This window comes from Nostoc sp. DSM 114167, assembly GCF_052692655.1.
In genome coordinates, this window is record NZ_CP195116.1 from 4,207,156 (window position 1) to 4,225,226 (window position 18,071).

Consider the following 18,071-nt stretch of genomic DNA (forward strand, 5'->3'; position numbering starts at 1 on the left):
CTCCTATAAGTTTGGGAGCTACTGCCATAAGTTCGGGAGCTACTCCCATAAGTTCGGGAGCTACTCCCATAAGTTCGGGAGCGGCTCCCATAAGTTTGGGAGCCGCTACAGTTGCAATATTGATAACTACAGCTTAAGTATAGTGACACCAACTTCAATATTGCTGATGATACTCTAAGCATTCAAAGATAAGGGCGCACAGTTATGCTCTTATACTGCGTGTTGCATCCAAAATTTTTGTATTTTCCTTATTTTGCCAAAATCCGAAATATTGCACAGCAAACTTGTATAAAATCTCAGTGATACCAATTCTCTAAAATCCGTCACCAAATTCAAACCCCCAAACCCAGATTTAATCTGACTTTCTAAATTACGAATTACGAATTACAAATTACGAATTAGCGATTATGCCGCCAGACTACTCCGGTCAAAATCTTCAAGGTCGCTCTTTTAAAGGTCAAAACCTGACTGGGGCAAACTTTAGCAAGGCAGATATTAGAGGGGCAAACTTTACCAACGCAATTCTTAAAGATGCTGACTTCACAGGTGGTAAGGCTGGACTACAGCGACGTTGGGCTATTGGGTTGCTTATAGCCTCATGGCTGCTATCGGGAATATCAGGATTTTTTTCAATCTTAGTTGGTGGATTGGTTGCATCTATTTTTGATATTAAAAGCACTCAAAACGTCATTATCGGGATAGTTTCCCTAATTGTGATACTGGTTTTTTTTATTATTACCATTCGTAAGAGTCTAACAGCAGGTTTAGTAGCCTTCGCCTTCGCCTTCGCCTTCGCCGTAGCCTTAGCCGTAGCCTTCGCCTTCGCCTTCGCCGGAGCCTTCGCCGGAGCCGGAGCCTTTGCCTTCGCCGTAGCCGTAGCCTTAGCCGTAGCCTTAGCCGTAGCCTCCGCCTTCACCTTCGCCTTCGCCTTCGCCTTCGCCAGAGCCTTCACCTCCGCCTTCACCTCCGCCTTCACCATCCCCTTCACCTCCGCCTTAACCTTCGCCGGAGTCTTGGCCTTCCCCTTCGCCTTACCCTTCTCCTTCGCCTTTGCCGCAGCCCCCTTTACATTATTTAGCGCTTACATTGGCTGGCGTAGTTTAACGGGAGATGAAAAAGATCCTTGGATTCGCTCATTTGCTCTCGCCTTTGCTGCGACAGGTGGAACTAGCTTCCGCAATGCCGATTTAACCGATGCTGATTTTACTAGTGCAATCCTGAAAAACACAGATTTTAGAAAAGCAAACCTAACACGCACCCGTTTTTATGAAGCAAAAAAACTTGACTTTGCCAGAGTTGACGACACCATATTAACTAAATTAGCTATTCTAAAATTACTCGTCACTGGTAATGGTCGAGGAAAATCTTATGCTGGTGCAAACCTGAAAGGCGCTAACCTGATAGGTGCAGATTTAAAAGAAGCGAATCTAAAAGATGTTGATATTACAGAAGCCACCTTCCAAGGCGCTTGTTTAGAGCGGGCAAACCTAACTCTAGCTCAAGCTATAGGTACTAACTTCACCAGCGCCCAAATGACAGGTGCTTGTGTCGAAGCGTGGAATATTAAAAGTACAACCAAATTAGATAATATAGATTGTCGCTTTATCTATCTTTTAGAACATCCCAAGCCTGAAACAGACGACCGCGAACGCCGTCCTAGTAGTGGCGAGTTTCAACCAAGAGAATTTACCAAGCTATTTGAAGAGGTTTTAAATACTGTTGATTTAATTTTCCGCAATGGCATTGACTGGAAAGCTTTTGTTAACGCTTTCCAAACAGTAAAAAATCAAAATGAAGACACAGAATTAGCTCTACAGAGTATTGAAAATAAAGGTGATGGGGTAGTAGTCGTTAAGGTTGGCGTGCCTGATGGTGCTGATAAAGAAAAGATTCATAGTGATTTTACACAAAGTTATCAACTGGCATTGCAAGCTGTAGAAGAAAAATATAAAGCACAATTACAAGCTAAAGATAATGAAATAGTTCTCTATCGCCAAAAAAGTGCAGAGATAAAAGAGATTGTGAGCTTGTTGGCGAATAAACCGATTAATGTTCAAGTTGACAATAAAGTAGAGAATAAAAATATGACTAACAGCAATGATGCCAGCCGCAAAATTGAAATTGGCAGTGTTGGCAGAGATTTTAATGCCAGTGGACAAGCTTTAAATTTAGGTGATATTAGCGGTACGGTAACAAATACCATCAACGAGTTACCAGCATCTCCCGAACCTGATAAACCGGGAATTAAGGAATTGTTGACGCAATTGCAAGCAGCAATTGAGGCTGATACAAATTTACCGCAAGAAGATAAAGCTGAGGCGTTAGAACAAGTAAAAGCCTTAGCAGAAGCCGGGAAAAATCCTCAAGAGGGGACGATGCAAAAGGCGGCGAAAACGGCGATAAAGATTTTAAAAGGGACAATTTCTAGTTTACCCAGTGCCACAAAGTTGGTTGAACAGTGCAGCAATCTATTGCCGTTGATTTCAAATTTTTTGGGTTTAGGTTGATCCGCCGGTGATTCAAATCGTGGAATAATATAGCGCTTCTCGTTTGTATGCAATAGACTTTGACCTCTCTCCAAACCTCTCTCCTTTTAGGAGCTACGCTGTACACAAGTCGAATTACCCCCCTTAATCCCCCCTTGTAAAGGGGGGAAACCGGAAATCTAGTTCCCTCCCCTTTATAAGGGGAGGGTTAGGGTGGGGTAAAACCTTGGTTAATCAACTATTTCAGACTTGTATGTACACCGTAGCCTAAAAGGAGAGAGGCTTTAAATCTTACTCCCCTTCCCTTATAGGGAAGGGGTTGGGGGTTAGGTCTCTATTGAACTCAACTGAATAAATCGCACCCTTCAACCCTATTGAAGTCAGAGATTAAGGTAAAATTATAAATAAAAGTATTAAGAATTTTAAAGAAAATAATCAATGTCCAGCATTTCTCTTGACAAAAGTAACTCTCATATCGTCGTTATTGGTGCGGGCATAGGTGGACTGACAGCTGGGGCATTATTAGCTCATAGAGGTTACAGCGTCTTAATTTTGGATCAAGCCCTCGTACCAGGAGGCTGTGCTTCGACCTTTAAACGCCAGGGATTTACCTTTGATGTGGGAGCAACTCAGGTGGCGGGATTGGAACCAGGGGGAATTCACCACCGGATTTTCTCAGAATTGTCAATAGATTTGCCACAAGCAACGCCTTGCGACCCTGCTTGTGCGGTGTATTTACCAGGGGAAACTACGCCTATCAACGTTTGGCGCGACCAAGAGAAATGGCAAGAGGAACGGCAAAAACAGTTTCCTGGGAGCGAACCGTTTTGGCAGTTGATGGCAACTTTATTTGCTGCTAGTTGGGAATTTCAAGGACGCGACCCGGTACTACCACCGCGTAATTTATGGGATTTGTGGCAGCTAACTCAGGCGGTGCGTCCGAGTACATTAATTACCGTACCCTTCACCTTATTTACGGTAGGAGATGCTTTACGGTTATGTGGATTAGGAAATGACCGACGGCTGAGAACTTTTTTGGATTTGCAACTGAAGCTATACTCCCAGGTGGATGCAGAAGAAACAGCATTACTTTATGCAGCCACAGCGTTGAGTGTATCCCAACTGCCCCAAGGATTGTTTCACCTCCAGGGAAGTATGCAAGTATTAAGCGATCGCTTGGTACAATCCTTAGAAACAGACGGCGGCAAACTATTGATGCGCCACACTGTTGAAGAAATCAAAGTAGAAAACGGCAAAGCTACTGCTGTAGTTATTAGAAATCAAAAAACTGGCGAAGTTTGGACAGAAGCAGCCGACCACATAGTTAGCAATGTCACCGTGCAAAACTTGGTGCAATTATTGGGACAAGTGCCATCTGGTTATAAAAATCGGGTAGAAAAACTGCCCCAAGCATCGGGTGCTTTTGTGGTGTATTTGGGTGTAGATGCCAGCGCGATTCCGCTTGGATGTCCTCCCCACCTGCAATTTCTGTATGATGTCAATGGCCCCATTGGCGAGAATAATTCCCTGTTTGTTTCCGTCAGTCATCCTGGAGATGGTCGCGCACCGGAGGGGAAAGCGACAATTATCGCTTCTTCCTTTGTCGATCCCGCACAGTGGTGGCAGACTGATGATTATGAAGGACTAAAACAAAAGTTTACCCAAGAAGCGATCGCTCGTCTTGCCCAATACTTTTATCTCAAACCAGAAACTATTATTCATCAAGAAGCGGCAACACCGCGTACTTTTGCCCATTTCACAGCCCGCGATCGCGGTATAGTTGGCGGTATTGGTCAAAGAATTCCCACCTTTGGCCCCTTCGGGTTCGCCAATCGGACACCCATCCAAAATTTGTGGTTAGTTGGTGATTCCACCCATCCCGGCGAAGGTACTGCTGGGGTGAGTTATTCAGCGCTAACAGTAGTTAGGCAAATTGAGGCGTGAAGAAGGCAGATTTAACTATAATTGAAAACTCTGCCTTGATTAAAAGGTAAGTCATACTTATAACCGATGGCAAACAGCACACAAAACTGGTCAAATTAAGTTAGTGTTGCGAATGCTGGAGTAATGACAGACAGCGTTTTAATTCTTGGTGGACGAGGGCGGATTGGTAGCAGTGTTGCTCAGGATCTCGCTACTCATACGCAGGCTCAAATTACGATTACTGGACGTTCTGCGGAGTTTGGGAAGGCTGTTAGCTTGTCTTCAGGAGGACAAGTGCAGTTTTTGGTATTGGACTTGGCAGAAGTTGACAAGTTGCGAGATGCGATCGCAAACTCTAATTTAGTCATCCATTGTGCCGGGCCATTTCACTATCGAGATACTAATGTTCTCGAAACCTGTATTGCTGAAGGCGTTAATTATCTAGATGTTAGCGACCATCGGTCTTATACCAGCAAAGCTTTGAATTATCATGAAAAAGCTGCTGCTGCTGGCGTGACAGCAATTATTAATACTGGCATTTTTCCTGGTATTTCTAACAGCATGGTACGTCAAGGTGTTGAACAATTTGATAAACCAGAAAAGATTCATTTAAGTTATTTAGTTTCTGGTTCTGGTGGTGCTGGCATTACAGTGATGCGGACAACTTTTCTTGGGTTGCAGTATCCTTTTGAGACTTGGATAGATGGAAAATGGGAAATAGTCAAGCCTTATAGTGAAAGAGAAGTAGTTGAGTTTCCACCTCCATATGGACGCACCGGAGTTTACTGGTTTGATATGCCAGAAACCTTTACACTGCCCCATGCATTCCCATCAGTGAAAACTGTAATTACTAAGTTTGGTTCCGTTCCAGATTTTTATAATCATCTAACTTGGATTGCGGCACACGTTTTCCCCAAGTGGTTAATGCAGCGTCGTTACATGATTGAATTTCTGTCTCATGTCAGCCATTCAATGACAGATGTCACTAATAATTTTAGTGGAATTGGAGTAGCAGTTCGTTCTGAGGTTACAGGGCAGAAAAATGGTGAAACAGCCGTTTATTGCTCAACTGTAGTGCATGAAAATACAGCTGTGGCTTCTGGTTGTGGCACAGGTACTATTGCCCAATTATTGCTAGAAGGTAAACTCAAAAAACCTGGAGTTTTTCCTGTAGAAGAAGCATTACCAACAAATTTATTTGAAGAAGTAATGCAAAGCCGAGGCATAAAAATTAATCACAGTTGGTCATAAGTGTTTATCCGATCAGAAAGTAAAATATCAGTCTACTTGAGCAGACTTGAGCTATTATTCCAGAATTTGATGTCTGGACGGGATGTTACTAAGCACGATAATTTGGGACTATAGCAATTCTCATTTTAAACAGATACACGGGTAAGATTACACAATTTTGTGTTACTACTAAATCATTTGTGAACCACGAGATCCTCGACTTTTCTAAGAAGTCGAGGATTTTAGTCTTGTAAATCAGATTACTATAAAAACTAAAAATTAATATACCTTGAGGTAGAAGAAAGAACTGTACCTAAACACTTAGGATGCCTTTGAGCCTCAGATATTTAATCTATCTTCTACCTCAAAAGGCTCATAACAAAAAGATTAGGAGATTTTTTTCATGCAAAAAATTCTATTAAGTTTAAAACAAGTATTACGTTCAAGCTTTTTGGTTATTAGCTTGATGGTTTTCATCGGCTTGTCAGGTTCTTTCATTTTGGTTCAGCAAACTAGTCATGCAACTACTCTTGAAGAATTAAAACTAATACCTCCAGAGTATAAACCAAATTCTGAAGAAAAAATTAATCGTGCTAACGAATACGATCCAGGTGTTGGCATTCAAGAAGAAGACAGACAACAAGCTTATGAGCAAGCAAAAAAAGATTCAAAAAACCTTAATACTATAGAGAAGACTTATGAAAGAAATTTAAAGGCTGAACAAAAACAAAATCCCCCAGAAAGTTTTGGGGAAAAAGCGAAAGAAGTTATTGAAAAAGTGACAGGTAAATAGGGAACTGTAGCGACTGTCTTGAAAGTCGCTACATCCAAGAAATCTTTTTACTCAAATTCATCTATTGTGGTGGGAGGAGTAGTCTTTCTCTTGTTAGCAAAATGGCGCTCATACCACTTCATTAATGGAGTTGCACTAATTCCATGCACAACGACCGAGGCTACAATAGTAGTGTAAGTTATCCAAGCAATTTGTTCGGCTGCCTCACCTTTCAAACCATGACTAAAGGCATAGGCTAGATAATATAAAGAACCAACTCCGCGAATCCCAAACCATCCAAATAACAACCGAGTTCCTGGGTGGAAGGTTCGGCGGCGTGAATCTAAAGGACGTTTGCCTATTGTGCTAATCCAAACTCCTAAAGGTCTGACGATCAAGAATAACAAAACTATTACTAACACAGATTGCATAGCATAATTAAGTATTGGTTTCAATAATAATATTGAACCCAATAGTAAAATTGTCCCAACTTCCAGTAGTTTTTCGATTTGCTCAACAAATTCTAATTGTTCTATCGGTTTTTCAGGATTTCTGTAACTGCGTTGGACAACTAACCCAGCAATAAATACTGCTAGAAATCCATAACCATTAACCATTTCTGTTAATGAATAAGTTAATAGAATTGTGCTGATAGCAATAAAATCTTCCATTAACTCATCGGTAGCACGGCGTTTTTGAACTTTTTTTTCAATCCAAACTATAGATTTGGCAACAATAATCCCCATAATAATGCCAGATGCGATCGCCCATATTAAATCAACTGTAATCCACTGTTGAAACCAGTTACCCCAGTTGTCATCTTCTAAGGCATGAATGCCAAAATAAACGAAGGGAAAAGCTAAAGCATCATTTAACCCACCTTCAGAGGTTAAACCAAATCTCAACTCATCTTGGTCATTTATACTGGTCAATTGTACTTCTGATGCTAATACTGGATCTGTAGGTGCGAGAATTGCTCCTAATAAAATTGCTTCTCCCCAATTCATTCCTAAAAACAATTTACCCACAACAGCCAGAGCAAAAATTGAAATTGGCATCAGAAATACAATCAATCGCACTGTAATATCCCAAACCCCCAACTTTAGAGGCCGAACAATTCTTAAGCCGCAGCTAAACACAGAAATAATTACGACAAGTTCTGTTATTCTCTCCAGCAGTTCGGTGTTAAAAACGTCATCTCGACGTAATTGAATCAGCCCTAAGCCATAAGGGCCTAAAAAAATACCAACCACTAGGTAGATGATAGCAAAAGAAAGGGGTAAGCGAGTAATCCAACCCGACCCTAAAGTTACCATCAGTAAAAGTAGACCAATTACAAATAGGTCAATAATATAGATATCTAACATATAGCGATTTACATAAATATAAGGTGCTGCTTTGTAAGCTTAGTTGCAATACCTTTGTATTAGAATTTATCTATAGGCAGATTTTGTGGGATTAAGAATTTAGAGACATCACCAAATTGGAGAAGAAAAGAATAGATAAATTTGGCGTTGGCTTTGCCCATCGTAGACATTGCGCTTTTACGAATGGTTTATAAGCTAAACCATATCTAATTTAAAATTTATATATAGGAATCCTATTTGATTTTTGAAAAAGATTACGAGATAATACTGATGAGTGTACAAGTGTAAGAGCAGACAATGGTCAATCAGCATCTACAAACGGTAACACTACCTGGAGGAGTGGCAAGTGCGATCGCTGAATTACAAGATTTTATCGCAGGTTGTCGTGATGCCCGCGAAGCAAGAAAAGCTTTAGCAGTCAAATTGGTTTACCAAGATTACTTGTACGAAGAAATCCAAGCTATTTTAGATGTGTCTTTAGGCTCGATAACAGGTTGGAAACAAGCCTATGAGCAGTATGGAATAAATGGACTGTGCTTGAACTACAAAGGAAGAAAGAGCGCGCCTTCGTGTTGAACAGCGAGAAGAAGTGTTGAGTTGGCTCTCTACCAAGAACTGCTGGGAACTGGGTGAACTGGAGTATAAACTAGCTTTTGAGTATGATGTAGTTTATTATTCAAAACAAAGTTACTACGACTTGTTTGATGCTGCTGACATTAATTGGAAGAAAACCACAAAGTTGAATCCTAAAGCTGATGAGAATGCTGTTGCAGCAAAAAAAAAGAGATTGAGACATTGCTGGCAAAGCACCGGGAGTCAATCGAAACAGGAAAGCTTAAAGTACTGCTAATTGATGAGTGCCATTTAATGTGGGGAGAAATAAGATGGTTACGTATGGGGAAAAAGTGACCAAGAAATAGCAGTCCCAGTTGTAAACGAACGAGACAAGCAGACATACTATGAGGCAATTGACTATCTGCAAGGAAAATTAGTTCTCAAAGCTTATAAAGCAGGAAATTCAAAAAACACTATTGATTACCTACAATACCTGCTAGCTAACTCTCCCGACCAGCAATTACTAATTTTTTGGGATGGAGCTAGTTACCACCGTTCTAAAGAAGTCCGAGGTTTTTTGGACGAGGTAAATTTTGGGTTGTCATCTGAACAATGGAAAATACATTGTGTTCGCTTTGCTCCCAATTGCCCAGTACAAAATCCTATTGAGGATATTTGGTTGCAGGCTAAAACATGGGTTCGACGTTTTTGTGCTTTGATTCCTTCGTTCTCTCATTTAAAGTGGATGTTTGAGTGGTTTATCCGACACACTACCTTTGATTTCGCTACTCTCCAGATGTACGGAGTTTTTTCAAAACTCAAATAGGAGTCCTATAACTCTTGTGGCATAAGCCGAAAAGCCTACGCTAATTATGCAAGTTAAAGACTTCCAGTTCAAAAAATATCCCATCCCTGCGGGACGCTTTGCGTTTGCGTAAGCGTCCCGCGGGGTACATAGGGCCGCAAGGTCTTGCGCCCCTACTACAGATATAGAAACAATTAGGGATAATTTATTTTTTGCAAGTTCTTTAAATGTGGAACGGCTTAATTGTGTCCGGTTAAAGACTTATGATTAAGACCGGAAAGGGGAGGGACTTTTGAGCTTTCTGCATAGCTAATTAGACGGAAATGATCTATTTCCTACTTTCTGACTTGGACATCGGCCAATTTAGTACAAATATACTATAATAGTATAGCGTCCACAAAGCCTAGCCAAATGCATAATGGCTCTGTGAAAACCTTCTGGAAGATGGATTCAAGGGTTAGTTCGATGATGAAGCATTATATTCTCAACCTCAATCCGACTGCCAAGCATGAATGGGATCGGTGTATTTTACGTGACCCGCTGACTGCCAAACGCCCAGACATTGCTAAACTCATTGCCGAAGCAGTTGGTGCTGATACAGGTAGTTATTTGGTCAGCGTGAATATTGAAGTTCAAGTTTTGCAGCAAGCGGCAGTACCTCAAGCCGAACAACTCTCGCTTTCATTTCCAGAGGTGAGTGTGCCGTCACAACCACAACTGCGGGAAGCAGCTTGAGCTAAAGTGTAGAATTTAGCAGAAAATAATTAGCCTGCTTATGCAGGCTTACTTTATTAGCCGCAGACTTCAGTCTGACGGCTAAATAAGTCATAGGTGTATGGGCGGACTTAATCTTAAAAGGCAAAATAAATAGTGTTATTCAAAAGACATCTTCAGAAATGAATGACGATCGACATTCATTTTTACTCCTTTGTCTAAAGCTAATTTCAAAAACTTAAAAATTTAGCTCAGACAGAGTACAGAGACTCACATCTTGCACCGAGAAATATGAATGTCAAAACCACAACTACGTGTAAGAGGAGTTAGCCGTTTAATATTAAGTAAAAGAAAATACACAACTATTTGAGGAAAAATAGATTCTAAAGCAGTTTGTGCAGCTTGTCCCCAATCAGGTGAAGAAGCTGGCTGAGTATGCAGATAACTCCAATGAGCGATGAGATAAGCAGTCAGAGAAAGAATCAGCCAGCGATACATACCCTTAAGAGTACCTTGACCAAAACGATGTAAACCAAAGCGATGTTTGGCAGTTTTAAACCAACCTTCAATCTGCCAACGACGCTTACCCCACCACCGTAGAGTAGAAGCTTTAATTGGGCGGGTAGACAGAACAAAACGCTTTTCTAACTTGCCATTATCCCGCTTTAAGTAATACCAAGATACTGTAACAGGAAACTTTAAACCTACTAAACGAACCTGTTGACCCTGTTTGTGCAAATGTCGTAAAACTCTACCATCGGTCAATTTACGGCTAATCGCTACACCTGTAACAGCATGATATTTAAGCTGACGTATACCCTGCAAGAATTCGACACTACCAAAAGCTGTATCCGCTAAAATAATTGTTTCAAAGTGTTGAGTTAAAGATTGAGGTAAACGTTTCACTAGAGATAGTCCAAGTTTAGCTGGTGATGGAGTACCCTTACCTCTCCAAACACGGAAATTCCAGGGAATACGCCATTTTCCGATTACCAAATAAACTACTACCAAATGGAGACCACGCTTACCGTTATAGACTTTGATTAACTCACTAAAATCTTTAAATTTGCCACGTTTTTCTAAAGTCGTCAGGTCAATGATTACTTGTAAAAATGGTCTGCGCCCTCTGCCAGATGACGATAATGACTTGACCACTGTTTGTAATACTTGGTGGCGAACTATGCGAATCATTTCCCTTGTTGACCAAGGATTGATATTTAAAAATCGGCTGATTGCGCTGGGGGATTTTGCCTGACTATGTTCAGGTAATGGGTGTCCTTGTGCCTCTAAGAATAACCCCAGCATAGCTTCTAGGTTATCTTTTTGGTACTGCGTCGGCATCAACTTTTTGAGGTTGTAAACTAATTCTTGGGCGTGGGCAAGCATTTTTCTTGCTTTAAAACATTTCGATATTTCACGCCTTTTCTCTCATATTTCGAGATTCAGATGCAATCATCTCTCTATCTCAGGTCAAAAAGTCTCTGCATTCCAGCATCTATTTCTCTCTGTATTAATTGCACTATTTAAGTTATATTTAGCACTTAATCTCCCTGATTGATGATATTTACTTGTTGTATAGTTTTGCACTAGGTTATTTGAACTGTACGGGTGACTACGGTTGATGCAAGATGTGAGGAGAAAGATGAATGAAGTTTAACTTTAAAAATTTTTGAGAGTTTATTTTAACTTTATTTTAGCGAAAATTTAGGAAAATGATTGGCATACCTGCACTTCAGACATCGCTTTTTCTCCCCTAATTCAATACATTTTGGCTATAATATATATATAGCTTCCACCAAGCTGAGTTAAGTGTAAAACTGCTCTGTGATAGCCTTTTGGTAAATGGATTCAAGGGTTGGTCTTATACTTAAACACTACATTATTGACCTGAGAGGAAAATTATTAAATGATGCAACTGAGTCATTATCCAGCTGCGATCGCACAAGCTGCCCAACGGGCTAATGAAATAGATTCTCAGTTGATGGCAGTGCAGCACCAAGTTAACCGATTTGAAGGCAATGCAGACCGCACCGCCGCCTTTGAGATGGATTTGAAAAATGATGCTCAACGCAAGGCTCGTCGCTTTGAGGTGTTGCTTGTGAATCAGGAATATCAAAAAGCAATAGATACCCAGATTCGATTAACTGTTGATAAAGCAAATGCCATCGCCCATTTGGAATATCTGCGTAACCAGTTTAGTGTAGCTAAGTTGGAAGCAAGATTGGCGATCGCTCAACAACTCTCTGATTTTGAGTCTCGTGAATTAGTTGGTTTGTAATTACAACCATAAACCCCAGATGTGAATCTGGGGTTATCCAAACAAAATCGGTGATTGTCAGATTAGGGAAGTAATTATAATCTGTGGGACAGCAGTTGGAAAATTTGCTGATTAATAGTTGAAATATCAAAACGCTTACTAGCAGTAGCCCTGGCATTATTGGCTATAGTTGCAGTTATTTCCGTCTCTTGTAAACAAGTGCTAATTACTTGTGCAAGTTCCTGGAGTTCTCCTGGTGTCACTAAAAAACCATTAAGTCCATGTTCTACTAACTCTATTGCACCCCCAGCTTTGGCTGCAACTACAGGTTTTCCAGATAGCATTGCCTCTACAATCACTCTACCAAAGGGTTCTGGCGAAGTAGAGGTATGTGCCACCAAGTCACAAGCTGCCATTAACTGGGGAATATCAGAACGAAACCCTAAGAATTTGACGCGGTTTTCTAATCCCAGTCCGCTAACTTGTTGGTGTAACTTTTGGACATAATTTTGTTCGCCAAATAGTGCATCGCCCACTAAAATTGCTATCACATTATGCGGACATTTAGTAAGGGCATCAATTAAAATATGCTGCCCTTTCCAAGGTGCAAGACGGCTAAAGTGTCCAACGACAAATTTTCCTTCTAATCCTAACTGTTGCTGTAATTGTTTAATATCAGACTCATCAGTTTGATAAATTTTGGGATTAAAGCCATTATAAACAACTTCGATGATATCTGGGCGTCCTCCTGCTTGTACAAAGGCTGTTTTACTTGCTTGAGAATTAGCAATTACTAATGATGCAAAACGATTAGCTAAGTTAACAGCAATGCGAAGATTAGTTTGGCTAAAATGTTCTTTGGAAAGAATATCATGTAAATGATAAACCAGAGGGCGACGACTGAAAAAACTTGCTAACGCTCCGACAACTAATGCTTTTTGGGTGTTGGCATAGATTAAATCGTATTTACGCGCTTTTTTAACTATCTTAGTAATCAAAGGTGCAAGTTGTCCCAAACTCTTGAATCCTTGTAACCAACTGCTTTCTTTGCGAACTTGGATCGCTTGAGTTCCAAAGACTTCTACTGGAATATGATTTTGTTGTAGTAAATCTTTAAACGATCCCTCTGCAAATAAACCTACTAAAGCGCGATCGCCATAAGGTTTAGCAATATCTATTAAACATAATTCGGCACCGCCTGGTTTACCGCTTTGATCTAAAAAAAGAATTCTCATTAAACCTCTATTTTATTTAATTTGACTCATGTAGTGCCGCTAGAATTTATTAAACTTACTTGTCTAAGCTAATAAAACATTCCGTACTTGCTGGGCAATTTGATTCCAGTCGTAATGTGTGGTGGCATAGTGGCGACAGGTCAATCGTGAAGGTATGGGGATATTTCCCAAAAGCACTTGCTCTAACTTTTCAGCAATGTCTAATGCTTCTGTTGAAGTCGTAATTAAATCAGGTGAAAAATCTGATAAAATTTCTGGCATTCCCCCAACTGGAGTACATAAAACAGGAGTACCACAGGCTAGAGACTCAACTATTACTAATCCAAATCCTTCAAAAGATTGACTAGGCATAATGGTTAATTCAGCAGCTTGGTAAGCTATAGGTAATTGTTCATCAGGAAGAAAACCTAAAAATTTAACGTTGTCTTCTAGTCCTAATTCTGTAGCCTGTTGTTGTAGTGCAGCTTGAATGTGACCGCGACCTGCGATCGCTAGCCAAACATCTGGTATTTTGGGCTTAATTATAGCCAGAGCTTGCAATAATTTGTCAACTCCTGTTCGATGCACTAAGCGGCGTGATGTAAATATAACCCGGCGATTAGTAGGCCAGCCTAGCTTTGCACAAGCCTCTTGGGGTGATAAATTTGGTTGAAACCAATTAATATCAACTCCACCGGGAATAACATGAATTTTGCTCCACGGCACTTGATATTTATCGTGCAAAATTTGACCAAATGCTTTACTCAAAACAATGAAGCGATCGCAACGATTATAAGTGTTTTGTTCGATTAGCCAATGCTTGATTAAAAGACTAAGGTTTTTATTAACTACCTCTTGCTGGCTTTCCGAAGCCCAAGGGCCATGAAAGTTAAAAGTAACTGGTACTCCCTTTGGCAAAATATCTAAAATCGGAAAGCTGTATAATGCAAAGTGCAAATTAATAGCATCTGGTTTGCTGCTTCTTGTTTTCTGGAAGTTCGTGCGAATTGACCATAATCTTTTCCAAATAGCACTATCGGGACTCGCCAAGTTAGTCAGCTTAATCGGCGAATTTATTTCAGCCTCTGGTAGACCAACTCCGCATAATTCAATCTGGTCTTGATTTGCTGCTAATTTATGAGTTAGTTCGTAAATATACCTTTCTAGTCCTCCAGGACTTTTGGGAAACCAACCTAATCCCAGAGTGAGAATAGATGCAGATGATGAAGTAAAATTTTTTAGTTTATTTTCCACTAATGTATCTCCTATAAATATACTAAAATAGGCGCACATCTGTGCGCTTTTACATCTGTATACAAACCTGAATCAATAGAATTTATGAATACACATTACCAATAATAATTTTTGTATATAAGACCAATTTATAAACTATTTATATATCAACGTCAATAAGGAATAAAATCGGTGTTCTTATTAACTAGAGTGTACCGAGATAGCTATATATGATACCTATCAATTCAAAAATGTGAATGCTATATATAGAGAGATAAAAGCTGCTGTAAAGTAATAAATTTAGAATATTTTTGTATTAATGCTGACCATTTTGATTTAAAAATAAGTAAATATTAATACCTTAACTCGACTATATCCATTTTCGTCGTGACGCGATCGCCTAAGCTGAAACCTTTGTGGGAAAGGAGGTTTGCTTTTTTTAGCTTCATCGATATCTGTGATGTGGAAAAAGTATTTACCAAAAATTTAGAATTTTTACCGGATAAAGAAAACCAACTTCTTAATTTTGGATAAAGTCGAGCTTAAATAATGTTTTAAAGATATTAACTGAAAATTTCAAGAATAAGGGTAGCTACATAAAGCTTATGGGACTTACGTAAAAAACTCTCAAACCCTCATTACTCTGTGTCTCTTTAGTTCGTCTTTTCGTGACTCATGCGTAAGTCCTGGCTTATATAAAATAAAAAATAATTTGCTAGTTAAACCTCGTCTACCTTGAGAACCGTAGTTTTGTAGGTTGGGTGCAGCGATAGCGTAACCCAACATAAATCAGGTGGTAATGTTGGATTGCGTTTAACTCCACCCAACCTACATAAATATATCTTTTAATAATTTTTAAAAAACTCTAGGTTTCAACATAGATGAGCTTTATATATCGCTCTGCAATCACTCTGTTCAACGAAAAATCTCAGCCAAATTTGAAAGCAAAAGTAATTGGGGTAATAAATAATGCTAAAGCTTAGTACTTGTTTCGTGCACTGATTGATAGAGAACTAAGGCGTTTTCACGTAAAATTGCTACAGAAATAGCCTCAGCTTCAGCTACAGTAATATCAGAATCTGTAATTGCTTGCTCTAGCACTTCCCCTAAAACCTGGCGACCCCATTTTGCACCTAAGTAATACAATTCTGGAATTGAATGGGCATCAGAAGAATACATTAATTTAGTAGTGGGAGTTAATTCTAACATCTGCCTGATTGCTTCCCGCATCCCAGATACGCTTAAAAAGGGTATTGCTAAACCGAAATCTAGATAAACTTGGGGATATACAGAAGCTAGATAACCAGCCTGCTGCATATAAGGATATGAAGCGTGTAGCAATACTATTGGTACATGACTGTACTGGGGTAACTCTAGTAAATATCGCAGATTTAGAGGATTAGCCAATCGTAAATCCAAGCTGGGATCGCCGTAGCCAGTATGAAATTGGACTGGTAAGCGGTATTTTGCTGCTACTAATAATGCCTGTTGTAACAGAAAATCAATCAGCGGTTTATCTGTCAGTCGCAGAGGTTGATTGTGCAGTTGTTGCTTGAGGTTGTCAAAGCGAGCCGCCGCCACCTCGTCAGTTACCGATTGAATATCCAAACCACTCCGATAACAGGCAATACTTTTAAAAGCTACTACTCCCAGCGGTGGGGGATCGAGTTCACTGTTGAATCTGGCTAGGAAAGTAGCAAAATCAGGAGATTGCAGAATTAGCTGTTCTGCTAATAGTTCTAATCTCAGAATCCTTCGCACAGGAATAAACCTTTCATGCCACGACAGAGGTAGGATAGTTTCTGGCTGCAAACCATCATCTAAGTAAATTGCCTCTAGGTTAGCAGCCCGAAAATAAATCTGCGTTAGTTCTTCTAATCCTAGACTTTCTCGCCGTGCCAATATTGCTGTTTCTTCAGCTTCGCAGTTCAATAAAGCAGCAATCTCGCGCAAGCTACGCCGATAAAAGAAGGTATGACGGGCATGGTAGTTGATGATTTCAGGTTCGTAGCCTTCAGTAAAGGCAGCCGCATAAGGAGACTGGCCAGCTACTTCTGGTTTTAATATGTTGTGGGCGTGTTGGTCAATTAAAGGAATATCAGCCAGATTCATCTGTAGTAGGGAGTAGGAGTGGGGTGCTAGTATTTTTCTAATAATATTTTCACTTCTGCCGTTAATTCCCAATCTTTCATTGCTTGCCACTCTGCTTGACGCACTGCTAAGAACGCTTTGGCTAACTGGGGATTTAAAGCTGTTAATAGGATATCGTCTTGCTGGAGGTGAGCGATCGCTTGCCCCAAATTATTTGGTAATAAGTCTATTTTCTTAGCACTGCGTTCTTCAATTGATAAATATCCAGGGTCTTGATTTACTGGGTTTGGTGGTGTGAGACTGCGCTGCACGCCATCAAGTCCGGCTGCGATCGCTGCTCCCATTGCTAAGTAAGGATTAGCTGAGGCATCTACAGTTTTCAATTCAAAGTGGCTGGGACAGCCCAAAGCAGGGTTACTAGGGACTCTAACGGCTGCCTCCCGATTATCTAATCCCCAACAACAAAAAGCACCACTCCAACTATGAGGAAGAATGCGGCGGTAAGAATTAGTACTTGGGGTAGTTAGTGCCATCAGTGCCGGCAGATGGTGTAGGATACCAGCGATGAATTGTAATGCCACCTCAGAAAGACCATAGATACTCTGAGGATCGGGTAATAGATTTTTCTCCCGATGCCAAAGGCTCAGATGGATATGACAACCACTACCAGCTGCATCGGGGAAAATTTTGGGTAAAAATGAAGCGATGAGGTTGTGGCGGTGGGCGATCGCTCTGACAGTTTCTCGAAAAGCAATTTGCCAATCAGCTGCTTGTAAAGCATCGGTATAGCGCATGGAAATTTCCTGCTGACCTGGGCCTGATTCAGGATAATACTGTTCGACAGGTATACCTTGGGCAATAAGTGCATCAGCGATTTCATCAATTACTTCACGGTGGAGATCCATTGCCTGAGTTGAAGCAAAAACTGTGGAGTCAGCCGGAATGATGCCATCAGGTGTTTGCCGTAATAAATAAAACTCATTTTCAAAGGCTGCTCGTACTTCCCAACCAGTTGATTTAGCTGCCGCAATCATCCGCTTCAAGAAGTTTCGCGGGCATAACCCCCAAGCAGCACCATCTAATATCATATTGCCCATGACACGAGCATGACCAGGACTATAAGGTAAAAACTTGAGGCTAGACCAATCTGGGACTAAGCGAATTTCACCTACTGGCCCTAAATTTGTTTCTGGCACAACTGCATCATACATTATCGGAATTCCCTGCTGCCCTACAGAAATGCCTACTCCATGTTCAAAGTAGTGAGCTAACATTCCCAGATGCACAGCTTTGCCACGGATAATATTAGCATTATCGCACCAAAGAACTCGTACAAATTTAACATCAGCTTCTTCAAGATATTTTCGTATTTTTTTTAAGTTATTTTTTTCAGCCATTGCTAGTTATTTTATCTTTACTCGATT

General features: G+C 40.4%; 11 protein-coding genes and 2 pseudogenes. 7 read left to right on the forward strand and 6 right to left on the reverse strand.

Annotated features, from left to right (window positions below; translation table 11 throughout):
- Positions 1-407: 407 nt before the first annotated feature.
- The 4 genes from NSTC731_RS18000 to NSTC731_RS18015 all read left to right on the forward strand — a co-directional run bounded on the left by NSTC731_RS18000 (position 408) and on the right by NSTC731_RS18015 (position 6,432).
- Entirely contained in the window at positions 408-2,507 is a 2,100-nt protein-coding gene (locus NSTC731_RS18000) for a pentapeptide repeat-containing protein (RefSeq protein WP_445631989.1), read from the forward strand.
- Positions 2,508-2,924: 417 nt separating this feature from the next.
- Complete coding sequence (gene crtD, locus NSTC731_RS18005) at positions 2,925-4,430, forward strand: C-3',4' desaturase CrtD (RefSeq protein ID WP_445631990.1); 1,506 nt, start codon at positions 2,925-2,927, stop codon at positions 4,428-4,430.
- A 123-nt stretch (positions 4,431-4,553) separates the two neighbouring features.
- On the forward strand, positions 4,554-5,660 hold the full coding sequence (locus NSTC731_RS18010; RefSeq protein WP_445631991.1) for a saccharopine dehydrogenase family protein: 1,107 nt from the start codon (positions 4,554-4,556) through the stop codon (positions 5,658-5,660).
- Between the two features lie 382 nt (positions 5,661-6,042).
- Complete coding sequence (locus NSTC731_RS18015) at positions 6,043-6,432, forward strand: hypothetical protein (RefSeq protein WP_445631992.1); 390 nt, start codon at positions 6,043-6,045, stop codon at positions 6,430-6,432.
- Between the two features lie 47 nt (positions 6,433-6,479).
- On the opposite strand, the gene NSTC731_RS18020 is transcribed toward NSTC731_RS18015, so the two are convergent.
- A complete protein-coding gene (locus tag NSTC731_RS18020) occupies positions 6,480-7,778 on the reverse strand; it encodes a cation:proton antiporter (RefSeq protein WP_445631993.1) in 1,299 nt (432 codons plus the stop codon).
- A 297-nt stretch (positions 7,779-8,075) separates the two neighbouring features.
- Between NSTC731_RS18020 and NSTC731_RS18025 the strand changes: the two are divergent.
- A pseudogene (locus NSTC731_RS18025) lies at positions 8,076-9,159 on the forward strand (IS630 family transposase).
- A gap of 444 nt (positions 9,160-9,603) precedes the next feature.
- A complete protein-coding gene (locus NSTC731_RS18030; protein ID WP_069069307.1) occupies positions 9,604-9,873 on the forward strand; it encodes a hypothetical protein in 270 nt (89 codons plus the stop codon).
- Positions 9,874-10,167: 294 nt separating this feature from the next.
- On the opposite strand, the pseudogene NSTC731_RS18035 reads toward NSTC731_RS18030, so the two are convergent.
- Positions 10,168-11,238, reverse strand: a pseudogene (locus tag NSTC731_RS18035) (transposase); the annotation flags it as partial.
- 520 nt (positions 11,239-11,758) lie between these two features.
- On the opposite strand from NSTC731_RS18035, the gene NSTC731_RS18040 reads away from it, so the two are divergent.
- Positions 11,759-12,130, forward strand: coding sequence for a hypothetical protein (locus NSTC731_RS18040; protein ID WP_104909380.1), 372 nt, complete (start codon positions 11,759-11,761; stop codon positions 12,128-12,130).
- Positions 12,131-12,204: 74 nt separating this feature from the next.
- On the opposite strand, the gene NSTC731_RS18045 is transcribed toward NSTC731_RS18040, so the two are convergent.
- The 4 genes from NSTC731_RS18045 to NSTC731_RS18060 all read right to left on the reverse strand — a co-directional run bounded on the left by NSTC731_RS18045 (position 12,205) and on the right by NSTC731_RS18060 (position 18,044).
- Positions 12,205-13,344, reverse strand: coding sequence for a glycosyltransferase (locus NSTC731_RS18045; protein ID WP_445631994.1), 1,140 nt, complete (start codon positions 13,342-13,344; stop codon positions 12,205-12,207).
- Positions 13,345-13,407: 63 nt separating this feature from the next.
- Positions 13,408-14,577 (reverse strand): glycosyltransferase family 4 protein, encoded by a 1,170-nt coding sequence (locus tag NSTC731_RS18050; RefSeq protein WP_445631995.1) that lies wholly within the window; start codon positions 14,575-14,577, stop codon positions 13,408-13,410.
- 951 nt (positions 14,578-15,528) lie between these two features.
- A complete protein-coding gene (locus NSTC731_RS18055) occupies positions 15,529-16,758 on the reverse strand; it encodes an amidohydrolase family protein (protein WP_445631996.1) in 1,230 nt (409 codons plus the stop codon).
- Positions 16,695-18,044, reverse strand: coding sequence for a glutamine synthetase family protein (locus NSTC731_RS18060; protein WP_445631997.1), 1,350 nt, complete (start codon positions 18,042-18,044; stop codon positions 16,695-16,697). Before NSTC731_RS18060 ends, NSTC731_RS18055 begins: the two co-directional genes overlap by 64 nt.
- Positions 18,045-18,071 lie beyond the last annotated feature (27 nt).